Source organism: Streptomyces sp. NPDC058674 (assembly GCF_042716505.1).
Taxonomy (GTDB): domain Bacteria; phylum Actinomycetota; class Actinomycetes; order Streptomycetales; family Streptomycetaceae; genus Streptomyces.
In genome coordinates this window covers 18,350-32,284 of the sequence record NZ_JBHXSC010000049.1, presented here as the reverse complement: position 1 = coordinate 32,284, position 13,935 = coordinate 18,350, and the positions used below count along the sequence as shown (strand labels likewise).

General features: G+C 70.1%; 11 protein-coding genes and 1 pseudogene. 7 read left to right on the top strand and 5 right to left on the bottom strand.

Annotation, left to right across the window (positions count from 1 at the left end; translation table 11 throughout):
• Positions 1 to 4 precede the first annotated feature (4 nt).
• A complete protein-coding gene (locus ACFWU6_RS23425; RefSeq protein ID WP_383982876.1) occupies positions 5 to 589 on the bottom strand; it encodes an isochorismatase family cysteine hydrolase in 585 nt (194 codons plus the stop codon).
• Between the two features lie 280 nt (positions 590 to 869).
• Between ACFWU6_RS23425 and ACFWU6_RS23420 the strand changes: the two genes are divergently transcribed.
• On the top strand, positions 870 to 2,846 hold the full coding sequence (locus ACFWU6_RS23420) for an FAD/NAD(P)-binding protein (RefSeq protein ID WP_383982874.1): 1,977 nt from the start codon (positions 870 to 872) through the stop codon (positions 2,844 to 2,846).
• A 107-nt stretch (positions 2,847 to 2,953) separates the two neighbouring features.
• Here ACFWU6_RS23420 and ACFWU6_RS23415 read toward each other — a convergent pair.
• From ACFWU6_RS23415 to leuC, 3 genes and pseudogenes are all read right to left on the bottom strand, one after another.
• Positions 2,954 to 3,799, bottom strand: a pseudogene (locus tag ACFWU6_RS23415) (LysR family transcriptional regulator); the annotation flags it as partial.
• A 91-nt stretch (positions 3,800 to 3,890) separates the two neighbouring features.
• Positions 3,891 to 4,481, bottom strand: coding sequence for a 3-isopropylmalate dehydratase small subunit (gene leuD / locus ACFWU6_RS23410; protein ID WP_383982872.1), 591 nt, complete (start codon positions 4,479 to 4,481; stop codon positions 3,891 to 3,893).
• 42 nt (positions 4,482 to 4,523) lie between these two features.
• Complete coding sequence (leuC, locus tag ACFWU6_RS23405; RefSeq protein ID WP_383804012.1) at positions 4,524 to 5,924, bottom strand: 3-isopropylmalate dehydratase large subunit; 1,401 nt, start codon at positions 5,922 to 5,924, stop codon at positions 4,524 to 4,526.
• Positions 5,925 to 6,254: 330 nt separating this feature from the next.
• Here leuC and ACFWU6_RS23400 point away from each other — a divergent pair, with 330 nt between their 5' ends.
• Positions 6,255 to 6,881 (top strand): LuxR C-terminal-related transcriptional regulator, encoded by a 627-nt coding sequence (locus ACFWU6_RS23400; protein WP_383804010.1) that lies wholly within the window; start codon positions 6,255 to 6,257, stop codon positions 6,879 to 6,881.
• Here the strand turns inward: ACFWU6_RS23400 and ACFWU6_RS23395 are convergent.
• Positions 6,878 to 7,885: a taurine catabolism dioxygenase TauD gene (locus ACFWU6_RS23395; protein WP_383804008.1), complete on the bottom strand. Its 1,008-nt coding sequence runs from the start codon at positions 7,883 to 7,885 to the stop codon at positions 6,878 to 6,880. The two genes, ACFWU6_RS23400 and ACFWU6_RS23395, sit on opposite strands and share 4 nt — an antisense overlap.
• A gap of 463 nt (positions 7,886 to 8,348) precedes the next feature.
• Here ACFWU6_RS23395 and ACFWU6_RS23390 point away from each other — a divergent pair, with 463 nt between their 5' ends.
• From ACFWU6_RS23390 to ACFWU6_RS23370, 5 genes are all read left to right on the top strand, one after another.
• Positions 8,349 to 10,028 carry an FAD-binding oxidoreductase gene (locus ACFWU6_RS23390; protein ID WP_383982870.1) on the top strand — a complete coding sequence of 560 codons (1,680 nt, stop codon included), beginning with the start codon at positions 8,349 to 8,351 and terminating at the stop codon, positions 10,026 to 10,028.
• Between the two features lie 103 nt (positions 10,029 to 10,131).
• Positions 10,132 to 10,791: an NAD(P)-dependent oxidoreductase gene (locus ACFWU6_RS23385; RefSeq protein ID WP_383804004.1), complete on the top strand. Its 660-nt coding sequence runs from the start codon at positions 10,132 to 10,134 to the stop codon at positions 10,789 to 10,791.
• A gap of 170 nt (positions 10,792 to 10,961) precedes the next feature.
• On the top strand, positions 10,962 to 12,134 hold the full coding sequence (locus tag ACFWU6_RS23380; protein ID WP_383804002.1) for a pyridoxal phosphate-dependent aminotransferase: 1,173 nt from the start codon (positions 10,962 to 10,964) through the stop codon (positions 12,132 to 12,134).
• Between the two features lie 209 nt (positions 12,135 to 12,343).
• Entirely contained in the window at positions 12,344 to 13,525 is a 1,182-nt protein-coding gene (locus ACFWU6_RS23375) for a LeuA family protein (RefSeq protein ID WP_383804000.1), read from the top strand.
• 88 nt (positions 13,526 to 13,613) lie between these two features.
• Positions 13,614 to 13,934 (top strand): chorismate mutase, encoded by a 321-nt coding sequence (locus ACFWU6_RS23370; RefSeq protein WP_383803999.1) that lies wholly within the window; start codon positions 13,614 to 13,616, stop codon positions 13,932 to 13,934.
• Position 13,935: the final 1 nt, after the last annotated feature.

Here is a 13,935-nt window from a genome sequence, read left to right as displayed (position 1 = left end):
CGGCTCAGGCGGGCAGGGCCTGGTCGACCGAGGAGACCGTGGCGGTGCGGGCGATCAGCGCGAGCGCCGCCTCGTGTGCTTCGCGGGTGTCCGTCGCGGTGGCGTCCTCGAGCACCTCGACGTGGTAGTCGCGGTCGTGGCCGTCGCGCGCGGTGGAGAGGATGACCAGGTCGGTGGTGACACCGGTCAGCAGCAGGGTGTTGACGTCGAGGTTGCGCAGCAGCACGTCCAGGTGGGTGCCGTAGAACGGGCTCACGCGGCGCTTCTCGACGATCGGCTCGCCCTCGGCCGGCTTCAGCGCGTCGTGGACCTGAGTGCCCCAGGTGCCCAGGACGACGCGGTCGCCGTCACGGGCGGAGGCGAAGAGCTCGGAGCTCGCGGGCCAGTCGGTGTAGCCCAGGGAGAATCCGACCACCACGTAGATCACGGGGATGCCGGCCAGGCGGGCCCGCTCGATGGCGGTGGCGGCCCGCTCCAGCACGCCGCGCTCGGCGACGGCCCGGCAGAAGCCGTCCTCGGCGTACTTGCCGTCCGGGTGGACGAGTTCGTTTATCAGGTCGAGTACGAGAAGTGCCGGACGGCGCGCCATTCGAAGTCCCCCCAGGACCGCAACTGCTTTTCTTTTCCAGGGATTCGGCATTCACCGCACCCTGCTTGTCGATTCGACACGGTATCCCGAGACGCCGTCGGTGTAAACACCAATCAGTGCAGGCGGACTGACACATGAGCAGAACTCATGCAATGCATGTACTGATCGGCATTGAACGCGGACAGGTGCCCTGCCTAGGATCATTGCGAGGGATTTGAATTCCCTTCTGCGTGGCATTTCAATCGCCCGGGCGCAGGGGCGGCTAGGCAAGGGGGACTGGGTGGGGACCACAGTGGCGAGGGGACTGCGGGACGCCGTGGGTGTGCACCGCATCGCGGTGGTCGGCAGCGGGCCGCGCGGATTGAGCGTGGTCGAGCGGCTGGCGGCCAGGGCGGCCGAGGCGCCGGACGGCGGCGACCGGCCGGTGGAGATCTATCTGATCGACCCGGTGGAGGTGGGCTGCGGCCGGGTGTGGCGCAGCGACCAGCCCGAGTGGTTCATGATGAACACCGTCGCCGACGAGATCTCCGCCTTCTCCGGCATCCCGGACGGCGGGCCCTCGCGGGCCGGTTCGGGGCCCTCCTTCGGCCAGTGGTGGCGGGCCACCGACGCCGACCACCCGGGGCCCGGCAGCTACGCGCCGCGCGCCGTCTACGGCCGGTACATGCGCTACGTGCTGAGCGCGGTCCGCTCCGGGCTGCCGGACCACGTGCGGCTGCACGAGGTGCGGCTCTCGGTCGAGGACCTGGTTCCGGCGGGCGGCGGCTACCGGCTGGGGCTCTCGGACGGCTCCCGGCTCTCGGTCGACCGGGTCGTGCTCACCACCGGGCACGCCAGGCCCGAGCCCTCGGGCGAGCAGAAGGTGCTCGCCGACTTCGCGGACGCCCACCCCCACCTGCGCTACGTACGGGGCGACTCGGCCGCCGACATGGGGCTGGACGAGGTGCCCGCCGGCTCCACCGTCGGGATCCTGGGCCTCGGCCTCGCCTTCTACGACGTCATGGCGGCCTTCACGATCGGCCGCGGCGGCCGGTTCAAGGAGGACGCGGAGGGCCGGCTGACCTACCTGCCGAGCGGTGACGAGCCGCTGCTCGTGGCGGGTTCGCGCAGCGGGATGCCGCTGCCCGCCCGCGGGCGCAACCAGAAGTCGGCCACCGACCCCTACCGCCCGGTGCTGTTCACCCCGGAGCGGGTGCGGCACGGGCGCGCGGACGGGCCCCTGGACTTCAAGGGCGACGTCCTGCCCTGGCTGCAGGCCGAGATGGACCTGGTGTACTACGCCACGGAGATCCGCCACCGTGCGGGTGCGGCGGCGGCGCAGGCCTTCGGCGCGGAGCTGGCCGTCCCGGTCGGCGACCCGCTGCCCGACGTCGCCGCGGCCGCGGCCCGTCACGGCGTGGCCGACCTGGCACCCCTGGACATGGACGCGCTGGCCAGGCCGTTCACCGGCCGCAGCTATCCGGACCACGCCGCCTTCGAGCGCGAGCTCCTCGACCTGCTGCGCCAGGATCTGGAGCAGGCGGCGCGGGGCAATGTCGACTCCCCCGTCAAGGCGGCGCTCGACGTGCTGCGCGACACCCGCTGGGTGATCCGCCAGTTCGTGGACTTCTCCGGGCTCGCCCCCCGCTCCCACCGCGAGGACTTCCTCGGCTGGTACGTGCCGCGGAGCTCCTTCCTGGCGGCCGGGCCGCCGCGGGTCAGGCTGGAGCAGACCGTCGCCCTGATCGCGGCCGGGGTGCTGCGCATCGTCGGCCCCGGCACCCGCTTCGCGCCGGACCCGGCCGGGGGCCGCTTCCTGGTGCACTCGCCCCAGGTCGCCGGCTCGCACCGGGCCGTGGACACGGTGCTGGACGCCCGGATTCCCTCGCCCGACGTGCACCGGGACCCGTCCTCGCTGACCGGGCGGCTGCGGGAGCAGGGCATCTGGACCAGTTACGTCAACGGCGAGGGCCCGGAGGCGTTCGACACCGGCGGGGTGGCGGTGACCGCGTCCCCGTACCACCCGGTCGGCGGTGACGGGCGGGCCGACACCGGGCTGTACGTCCTCGGGATTCCGACCGAGCACACCCGCTGGTTCATGCAGGCGGGCAGCAGCCGGCCGGGGATCTGGAGCGACTTCGTCTACGACGCGGACGCCATCGCCGGGCACGCGCTGACCCGCGGGAGCGCGCCGGACCGCGCGGCCGGCGCCGAGCCGGCGCCGCTGCGGGCCGCGGCGGCCGCCCTGACCGGGTCCCCCTGCCTCCAGGGCATCTGAGCCCCCGGCTCCCCCGCCCCGCCCGCGACGGCACCACGGGCCCCACGGTCCGGCTCCAGGTCGAAGGACCGGCTCCAGGTGTCGTCGCGGGCGAGCGCCCGGGCCATGGAGACGAAGGCCTCCACGGCCGGTGAGCGGCGGGCGCCCGTCCTGATGCCGATGCCGAGGCGCCGGCTCAGGGACGGGGCGAAGGGGATCACCCGCAGCTGCGGGTGGGGCAGTACGCGGGGCAGCGCGAGGGCCGGCACGACGGTGATGCCGTGGCCCTCGGCGACCATGGAGAGCAGCCCGTTGACGTCGTGGACGTGGAAGCCGACGCGCAGGTCGCGTCCGATCCCCCGGAAGAACGAGCGGAGCATCGGCTCGACGCCGCCGACCGGCATGATGAACTCCTCGTCCGCGACCTCCTCCAGGCGCAGGCAGCTCCGGTCGGCCAGCGGGTGGTGGGGCGGCAGGACGACGCACATCTCGTCCTCCAGCAGGGGGACGGTGGTGAGGTTCTCCTTGGGCAGGGCCACGATGCCGACGTCGATCGTGTAGCCGCCGAGCCATTCGGCGATCTCCTGGTCGGTGCCCTCGCTCAGCACGATCTCCACGTCGGGCAGGGCGGAGCGGAACTCGGTCAGCAGGCGGGGCAGCAGCCGGGCTCCGAAGCTCTGGCTGGTGCCGAGGTGCAGCGTGCCGGAGCGGTCGGCGCGCAGCGCCTCGGCCTCCTGGAGTATCTGCTCGGTGCCGAGGACGACGGTCCGGGCGTGGGCGAGAATGCGCCGGCCGACTTCCGTGAATTCCACTCCGCTGCGACTTCTGCGCATGAGGACGACACCCAGCGTCTTTTCCAGGCTCGCCATGGCGTGGCTCACCGCCGACTGGCTGATCGAGAGGGCCTCGGCCGCCTTGGTGAAACTGCCGGTATCGGCAATGGCCACGAAAGCGGTGTACTGGGAGAGTTTCATCTTCCGTGCAATCCCTTCGCATGCGCCGAACGGCTCCCCTCGCGTCGAGGGGAGCCGTGGTGACGGACGAGCTGTCTGTTTGGGGCGGAATTCAGGAGGTGACCGGGAGGGCCGGGCGGCGGGTCTGCTCGTAGGCGGCGATGTCGTCGGCGAACGAGTCGAGCGTGGTGGCGATCGGGTCGCGTCCGGCGAGCAGCCGCTCGCGGGCGTCCGCGTCGAGTTGGAAGGGTTGGACCAGGTCGGCGCAGCGCACTTCGAGCTTCTCCAGGTCGATCGTGATCTCGGTGAAGGGGTCCTGCTCGACCGTCACCCACAGCCGCTCGACCACCTCGGCCGGGACGGTGACCGTGAGCAGTCCCCGCATGAGGGAGTTGCCGCGGAAGATGTCGCCGAAGCGGGGCGCGAGCACCACCTTGAAGCCGAAGCGCTGCAGGGCCCAGACGGCGGACTCGCGGGAGGAGCCGGTGGCGAAGTCGTTGCCGGCGAGCAGGACCGTCGAGCCCTGGTACTGGGGCAGGTTGAGCGGGAAGGCCGGGTCGTCGCGCCAGTCCGCGAAGAGGGCGTTGGCGTGGCCCTTCCAGCTGAAGTACGGCACGTAGCGGGCCGGGATGATCTGGTCGGTGTCGACGTTGCTGCGGCGCAGCGGCATCGCCGTACCGGTGTGCACGGTGAACTTGTCCATGGGTGGTTCCTCACAGTCCTCGGGCCGGGGCCGCGGAGGTCTTCACAGATCGGCGGGGGCGGCGAGGCGGCCGGCCACCGCGGTGGCGGCGGCGACGGCGGGCGAGACGATGTGGGTACGGGAGCCCTTGCCCTGCCTGCCCTCGAAGTTGCGGTTGCTGGTGGAGGCGGCGCGCTGGCCCGGCAGGAGCCGGTCCTCGTTGAGGGCGGCGCACATCGAGCAGCCGGCGGCGGGCCGGAAGTCGGCTCCGGCATCGGCGAAGACCTTGTCCAGCCCCTCGGCGACCGCCTGGAGCCGCACCGGGGTCGAGCCGGGCACGATCATCATGTGGAGGCCGTCGGCGACCTTGCGGCCCTTGAGGACGTCGGCGGCGGCGCGCAGGTCCTCGATCCGGCCGTTGGTGCAGGAGCCGAGGAAGACGGCGTCGATGGAGAGGTCGCGCATCGGGGTGCCGGGTTCGAGGTCCATGTAGGCCAGGGCCCGCTGCGCGGCGACCAGTTCCTGCGGGTCGGCGAAGTCGGCGGGCGCGGGGACCACGCCGTGCAGCGGGATGGACTGGCCCGGGTTGTTGCCCCAGGAGACGTACGGGGTGAGGGTGGAGGCGTCGATGACGACCTCCTTGTCGTATACGGCGTCCTCGTCGCTGCGCATCGAGGTCCAGTAGGCGACCTCGGCGTCCCAGTCGGCGCCCTGCGGCATGCCGGGCCGGGTGCGGAGGTACTCGAAGGTGGTCTCGTCCGGGGAGATGAGCCCCGCGCGCGAACCGGCCTCGACCGACATGTTGCACAGGGTCATCCGGGCCTCCATCGAGAGGGCGGTGACGGCCGCGCCCCGGTACTCGATGACGTGGCCGACGCCGCCGCCCGTGCCGATCTCGGCGATGATCGCGAGGACCAGGTCCTTGGCCGTGACACCGGGCGGCAGGTCGCCGGTGACGGTGACGGCCATGTCCTTGGGGCGGGTCATCGGCAGGGTCTGGGTGGCCAGGACGTGCTCGACCTGCTTGGTGCCGATGCCGAAGGCGATGGCACCGAAGGCACCGAGCGTGGTGGTGTGGGAGTCGCAGCAGACGATGGTCATGCCCGGGCGCACCAGGCCGAGTTCGGGGCCGATGACGTGCACGATGCCCTGGCCCGCGGAGCCCAGGCGGTGCAGCGGGATGCCGAACTCCTCGCAGTTCGAGCGCATCAGCGTGGTCTGCCGCCGGCCGGCGGGGTCCTGGATGACCTTGTCGATCGCGACCGTGGGCGTGTTGTGGTCCTCGGTGCCCACCGTGAGGTCGGGCCGGCGCACGGTGCGGCCCCCGGCGCGCAGGTCGTCGAAGGCCTGCGGGGTGTTCACCTCGTGCAGGAGGTGCATGTCGATGTACAGCAGATCGTCGCCGGCGCTGCTGTGGCGTACGACGTGCGCATCCCACGTCTTCTGCGCCAATGTGGAGCCCATGGAACGTACAACTCCCTGTTAATGATTGCGGTCGGTTTCATTGCGGCTGGCTTAAAGGGGGGCGCGGCCCCCATGCCTGGAGTTCATCGATTCGCCGAGGCGGGAGCCGTGGCGGGCCGCCTGCGGCGGACGGGGTGATTGTTTCCGGCCACCCGACGCGGGCCGGACACTCCAAGGGGTTACCGGGGGGAGGTGTGTAGGCTTCAAGACACAGCAAGGGGGAATTCAGTGGAAACGCATATACTTGAAGACGACTGGTTTGTCAATGGACGAGTTACGGAACCGGAAGCTCGCATTCTGCTCGCCGACCAGGACCCGATTTCCCGGCACGTGCTCGGCGGGGTGGTGCACCGGGCCGACCAGCTCCGGCTCGTCGCCAGTGTCGACGTACGCAAGCCGCTCTCGGAATGGCCGCTCAGCCAGATCGACGTCGCGGTGCTCGGGGTGGGCCACCAGTGCGATCCGGTCGAGACCGTCCGGGAACTCTCCGCCAGGAGGATCCAGGTGCTGCTGATCGGGGTCGGCTGGACCAAGGCGAAGCTCGACGCCGTCTTCCAGGCCGGCGCGAACGGCTGCCTCATGAAGGACACCCGCATCGGCTCCCTGGCAGCGGCGGCCCGCTCCGTCGCGTCCGGCCACACCGTGCTCTCACCCGAACTCCACGCCCTGTACCGCTCGCCCGCCGAGCGCCGGATCGCCTCGCCGATCAGCGCCGCCGCACCCGGACCGGACTCCGCCCCGCGGCTGCCCGGTTCGCTCACCGAGCGGGAACGCGAGGTGCTCGCCCTGCTCGCCGACGGGCTGTCCACCGCGGAGGCGGCCGCCCACCTCCAGGTCTCGTCGGCGACCATCAAGAGCCACATCTCGCACACCCTCACCAAGCTGGGCGTGCGCAACCGGCTGGAGGCCGTCCTGCTCATGCAGGGCGCTCAGGTCCCCGTCGCCCAGATGTCCTAGTCGCCCACCCGGCCGCGCACACCGCCGATCCACTTGTCCGCGTGCTGCTCCGCGTTCCGCTCGTTGCGGAAGGCGTAGGTCTTGAGCAGCCAGCGCGAGCGGGCCCGGACCGGGTCGTTGATCTCGACCTTGTCCCGGCTGTGCAGACCGTCCTGGTTGGCGAAGGAGAACAGGTCACCGGTGAGGATGCGGTGGCGCTTCTTCTCCGCCCGCACCAGGGCGTTCTTCAGCGCGATCAACGCGTCCTTGGCCTCCGGCGGACTGTCGGGGGCCACGGTCGTGTGGGTGTCCAGGTAGCGGATGCTGTGCTCGTTCTCGAGGATCGGGTGGGCCTCGGAGACCGTCAGCTTCGTGTTGTTGTCCCGCGAGAAGACGTCGAACGGGGTGATGAAGTAGGGCTTGCGCAGGATCTCCTGCTCGTCCGCCGTCAGGTGCGTCAGCAGGCTGCGGCCCTCGACGAAGCCGGTGTAGATGAAGTCCCCGTCGGGGCAGCGCATCCCCACCAGCGAGATGAAGTCGGCGCGCACCGGGTGGGCCGTGCGGTCGTTGTGGAAGACCAGCTCGCCGTCGCTGAAGCCGGTCTGCTTGCCGCTGTACCGGTTGATCGCGACGACGTCGGTGAAGAAGTCGCCGTTGAAGCGGGTGTCGTAGGCGAGCAGCGGGGTACCGGCGAGCTGCGCGAACAGTTCGAGCAGCGCCTCGCCCACGAAGGTCTTCTTCTTCGCGTACTTGTCGGCCAGCGGGTCGTCGTGGTCCAGGACCGGGACGACGGGGTCGATGGGGCAGTTCCGCAGGACGTGCGCGTCCGACGTGCCGGCCTCGCGCTCGGCGCGGATCCCGGCCACGGCCGTGGTGAAGAACTCCGGCACGTCACCGCGGTCGACCAGGTCGGCCACCGAGCGGGAGAAGGCGGAGTAGTCCTCGTAAGGGCTCTTGGTCACCGAGGCGAGCGCGGCGGCCAACTCATCGCGCTGGAGGTCGGTGAGTTCGAAGAAGGGCTGCATGACTCGCTTTCCTTGAATCGCTGGTAGGTCGGGTATGCAGTCCATTCTGCGGCCGGACCCCCGGGGCGGGTCATCGGCCTAGGGATGAATTATGGCCACCCGCCTCCACCTTCGGATGAGGTCTCCACCTCCGAAGGTGGAGGTGGACGGCGGCCTTCATCGAGGGGTGTAGACATGGTTGTGGAACTGCGAATCATTCCTTGACAAGGCTTCGAGCCCATTGCTTTGATCCAATGGCGCAGGGCGGCAAAGGCTGCCGGCGAGGAGCAACGGTGAAGTGGCCGAGGGGGACGGTTCACCGAGTCGGCAATGACGCCGACAACGGGGGCTCATCGCTGTTTTCTGTCGACCCATTGTCAGGTCGATCTCCTCACCGAATTCTCCTGTGGCTGTACGGGAAGACGTTCGGTAGTTCTGCGCGAGCACTCAGGGGATACAGCCCGGAGAGATTCAGGACAACATCGTGGCCACGTTGAACAGACGGACTGTTCTTGCAGGAACCGCGGCGGGGGTCGTCGGCGCAACCGCGATCGGGGCCGGCCCGGCGCTGGCGACCGAGGCGCCGGGAGAGCCCACCACCTCGACTCCCACCACCAGCACCACCACCGCCACCACCGTGTCACCGGCCGACCCCTCTTACCAGGAGCTGACCGTCGGTCACAACACCCGGTGGGTGGGGACTCCCGACTCCGTCCGGGTCGTCTACAACACCGACCAGGTGGTGAAGGCCGTCCAGGAGGCGGTGACCAACAACAAGCGCATCGCGGTGCGCGGCGGCGGGCACTGCTACGCCGACTTCGTCTTCAACCCCGCGGTGAAGACGGTCATCGACATGACCCAGATGGACGAGGTCTCCTACGACTCGGCCCGCAGGGCCTTCGTCGTGGAGGCGGGCGCCACACTGCTCCACGCGTACCAGGCCCTCTACAAGGGCTGGGGCGTCGCACTGCCCGCCGGCCTGTGCTACTCGGTGGGCGTCGGCGGGCACATCGCCGGCGGCGGTTTCGGCCTGCTCTCCCGGCAGTTCGGCATCACCGTCGACCACCTGTACGCGGTCGAGGTCGTCACCGTGGACTCCACGGGCAAGGCCAAGATCGTCATGTCCACCCGGGAGGCGACCGACCCCCACCGCGATCTGTGGTGGGCCCACACCGGCGGCGGCGGCGGCAACTTCGGCGTCGTCACCCGGTACTTCTTCCGGTCGCCCGACGCCACCGGCACCACCCCGTCCAGCCAGCTCATGAAGCCGCCGAAGGACGTCTACCTGAGCGCCGTCTCGCTGCCCTGGGCGGACTTCGACAAGGAGAAGTTCACCGCGCTGGTGCGCCACTACGGCGACTGGCACGAGCGCAACAGCGCCGTGAGCTCGCCGGCCCACGGACTGACCAGCCTGCTGGTGATGAACCACAAGTCCAACGGCAACATCGGCATCATCACCCAGATCGACGCCTCCGTGCCGAACGCGGCGAAGCTCATCGAGGACTACCTGGTGGAGATCACCTCCCCCACCGGGGTCGACACCGCACCGCTCTCGCGTGCCGTCGGCGAACAGGGTCCGCTGCCCGCGTTCTTCACCCCGCGCAAGCTGCCCTGGCTCACCTCGGTGCGCCTGCTGGGCACCAACAACCCGGCGCTGACCAACCCGACCCTGCGCTCGGCCAACAAGTCGGCCTACCACCGCAAGGGGTTCACGGTCGCGCAGGCCGGCTCGCTGTACAACCAGCTGACCCGCACCGACTTCACCAACCCCGTGGCCAACGTGATGCTCTTCGGCTACGGCTCGAAGGTCAACACGGTGGCGCCGGCCGCCACGGCGTCCGTGCAGCGCGACTCCGTCTTCAAGGCGCTGTACGCCACCCAGTGGTCGACCGCGGCGGACGACGCCAAGAACACGGCCTGGCTGCGCGACGTCTACACCGAGGTCTACTCCACGAGCGGCGGCTACCCGGTGCCCAACGCCTCCACCGACGGCTGCTACGTCAACTATCCGGACGTCGACATCACGGACACGACGCAGAACCGGTCCGGTGTCGCGTGGTCGACGCTCTACTACAAGGAGCACTACCCCCGTCTTCAGCAGATCAAGAAGACGTACGACCCGAAGAACGTGTTCCGGCACTCGCAGTCCATCGCACTGCCGTAGCGGCCGCCCCCCGTACCCACACCCCCACGGCGCAGCTCGTGCTGCGCCGCGGGCCCTCACGGGCCCGATACCTCATGTTCACCAACGATGGGAATTGACTCACATGTCCAAGAAGATCGCTTTCTTCGGTGCCAGCGGTACCTTCGGCTCGCGCATCCTCACCGAGGCGCTGAACCGCGGCTACCAGGTGACCGCCGTCGTGGTGAACACCGCCGACCTGGAGGTCTCGCACCCGAACCTGACCGTCACCACCGGTGACGTGCTGGACGCCAAGTCGGTGGCGAAGGTCGCCCAGGGCCAGGACGCCGTCGTCTCCGCCGTCGGCGGTGGCTACACCGACGGCAAGGCGCACGCCGCCTTCGTCCGCAACGCCGCCGAGTCCCTCGTCGAGGGCCTGCGCCTGCTCGGCGCCGACGCCCCCCGCTTCATCTCGATCGGTGGCGCCGGCTCGCTCAACACCCCCGACGGCAAGAAGGTCTGGGACACCCCCGGCCTCCCGGAGCTCGTCACCCAGGTCATGCACGGCCAGGGCGCCGCGCTGGACTACCTGCGCACCGTCACCGACGTGAAGTGGACCCACTTCTCCCCGGCCGCGCAGATCGAGCCGGGCGAGCGCACGGGCACCTACCGCCTGGGCCTGGACGACCTGGTCATCGGTGCGGACGGCAACAGCCGCATCAGCGCCGAGGACTACGCCGTCGCGTTCGTGGACGAGCTGGACCAGGCGAAGCACATCCAGAAGCGCTTCACCGTCGGTTACTGAGCCTTCGGCCCGCGGTGCGGCAGCGGCCCCCCGGGGCCGCCCGCACCGCGGGCACGCAGGCAGGCGCGCGTCCGGGGCGCCGCATCCGAGTGAGACGGGGAGAGGGGCCACCCCTGCCGGCGCCTCTCCCCCCTCAGCCCGCAGAGGGGAACGTTCCAGTGAAGAGCCGTATGGCATCCCGATTCTCGAACCTCGAGAGATCGGCCACCGTGGCCCTGCTCGACCAGGTCCAGGCCCTGCGGGCCCAAGGCGTCAAGGTCCTCGACCTCGGGGGCGGGGAGCCGGACTTCGCGACCGCGGACCACATCGCGGACGCGGCTTCCACCGCACTGCGCGAAGGCTTCACCCACTACACGTCGAGCCGCGGCCTGCCCGGGCTGCGCGAGGCCATCAGCGAGAAGCTGCTGAAGGACAACGGCCTGCACGCGGACCCCGCTACCGACATCATCGTGACCCCGTCCGCCAAGCACGCCCTGTTCATCTCCCTGATGGCGGTCCTCGACCCGGACGACGAACTGATCGTCCCGACGCCCAGCTGGGTCAGTTACAAGTCGATGGCCCAGCTCGCCGGCGCCCGCCCGGTCTCCGCCGAGCTGAGCGCGGACCAGGGGTTCCGGATCACCCGGGACGTTCTCGAGAACTGCGTCTCGGCTCGCACCAAAGCCATTCTGATCAATACGCCCAACAATCCCACGGGCCGCGTGCTCGATCGCGAGGAAGCGCAGATCGTCGCGGATTTCGCCATCGCACACGACCTTTTCGTCATCGCCGACGAAATCTACGAGAAGATCCTCTACGACGGCGGCGAACACATCAGCCTGGCGTCCTTCCCCGGCTGCGCCGAGCGCACCCTCACGGTCAACGGCTTCTCCAAGGGGTACGCCATGACCGGCTGGCGGCTCGGGTACGTCGCGGGCTCCGCCGAGGTCATCGACCAGGTGCTCAAGGTCCAGGAGCACACGGTCGGCTGCACCGGATCGTTCGTCCAGCGGGGCGGCGTGAGCGCGCTGACCGGCCGGCAGGACGTCGTCCAGGAGATGGTCGACGCGTACGCGGCGCGCCGCGAGCTCATCGTCGACGGACTCAACTCTCTTCCCGGCGTGCGGTGTTCCTCGCCGCAGGGCGCCTTCTACGCCTTCGCCGACATCCGCGGGTCCGGTTTCGGCACCAGCGCGGACTTCGCGGGGTGGGCCCTGCGCGAAGCCGGGGTGGCGCTGACCCCGGGATCGGCCTTCGGACAGGGCGGGGAGGGCCACGTCCGACTCTCCTTCGCGACCTCGGACCGTGTCATCGAGGAGGCGCTCGGGCGGCTGTCCTCGGCGCTCACGGCGCGCGCCCGGTAGCGACCCGCCGCGCCCCACCGCGGCGCCGACCCGCGCCGACCCGCGCCGACCTGCGCCGACCTGCGCCGGGAATTCCTCGGCCGAAAAATGGTGTCCGGCATTCCGAATTTCACATTGTGAAGCGGGGGTTAAGTCGTCCGCCAGGCGTTGCCGCGGCCATTTTCGGTCGGCTAGATTTCGAACAGTTCAGCATTTTCCAGGGGGAAAAAATGACCGACCGACGTGCCACTCGACGAATATCCGTTTTCGACACCACGCTTCGCGACGGGGAGCAGGCTCCCGCCAACGCGATGAACCCCGAGCAGAAGCTGGACCTGGCCCTGCGCATCGAGGCGCTCGGGGTGGACTCCGTCGAAGCGGGATTCCCCGCCTCCTCGCCCAGCGACTTCGAAGCCACCCAGCTCATCGCCAAGGAGCTGTCGAAGGCCCGCTTCGCCACCTTCTCGCGGACCGTGCGCCGGGACGTGGAAACGGCGGTGGAGGCCGGCGGCACGGTGAACCACGAGGTCCAGATGGTCGCCACCGGCAGCGATCTGCACCTGGAGTACAAGCGCGGCATCACCCGCGCACAGTCCGTCGCCGAGGTCGTCGACACGGTGGCGTTCGCCCGGTCGCTCGGCGTCGAGCACATCTCCGTCGGCATCGAGGACGCCACCCGCAGCGAGGACGACTTCCTCCAGGCGCTCACCGAGAGCGCGGTCGAGGCCGGTGCCACCTGCATCATCATCGCCGACACCTCCGGCTGCACCACCCCGGACCAGTACGGCACCCTGATCGGCAAGATCCGCCGCTGGGCACCGGCTCCGATCCGCCTCTCCACCCACTGCCACGACGACTTCGGCCTGTCGCTGGCCAACGCCCTCGCCGGCATCGCGGCCGGGGCCGACGAGGTGCAGGCCACCCTCGGCGGCATCGGCGAGCGCGCGGGCAACACGGCGCTGGAGGAGCTGGCCGGACTGCTCGCCTACAAGAGCGAGCACCTCGGCGTCCACACCGACATCGACATCTCCGCGATGTACGACGCGTACACGGCGCTGCGCGGGATCATCCGCCTGGAGCAGCCGCGCAACAAGGCGATCTTCGGCACCTACGCCTTCGGCACCACCGCGGGCATCCACCAGCAGGGCATCCTCGCCAACCCGGAGACGTACGAGTACGTGGAGCCCTCCCGCTTCGGCCGCGAGCGCTCCCTGCTGATCGGGCGCCACTCCGGGCGGGCCGTACTGCGTCACCTCCTGGAGCAGCTCGGCGTCGAGGTCGACGACCTGAAGCTGGCGGAGCTGTACCGGGTGCACATCGCCGAGCGTGCCGGGGGTGACTGCGAGGACCTGGACATCGTGAAGGCGCGACTGGCCCAGGACCTCGGCCTCGTCCCCGCGCTGGCCGGCTGATCCCCGCGGGCCGATGCCCGCCCGCCGGCCGCTGACTGCCGGACGTTCCCTGCCGCCGCTCCCGCCGAACTTCTTCCAGGAGATCCCCGTGCCCAGCAGCACCATCGCCCCGCACACCGGCGTGCCCGCCGACGCCCCGAACGCCGACGACGCCATCGCGGACGTCGTGCGCCACCGCAGCCGCATCGACGAGATCGACGGCCGGATCATCGAGCTGATCGAACAGCGCATCGCCCTCTCCGCCCAGGTCCAGGCCACCCGCAAGTCCACCGGCGGACCGCACCTGGCGCTCTCCCGCGAAGCCCAGATCATCAGCCGCTACCGCACCTCGCTCGGCCGCCTCGGCACCGACGTCGCCATGCTGCTCCTGCGCCTGTCCAGGGGCAGCACCACCGGCAGCAAGCAGTGAG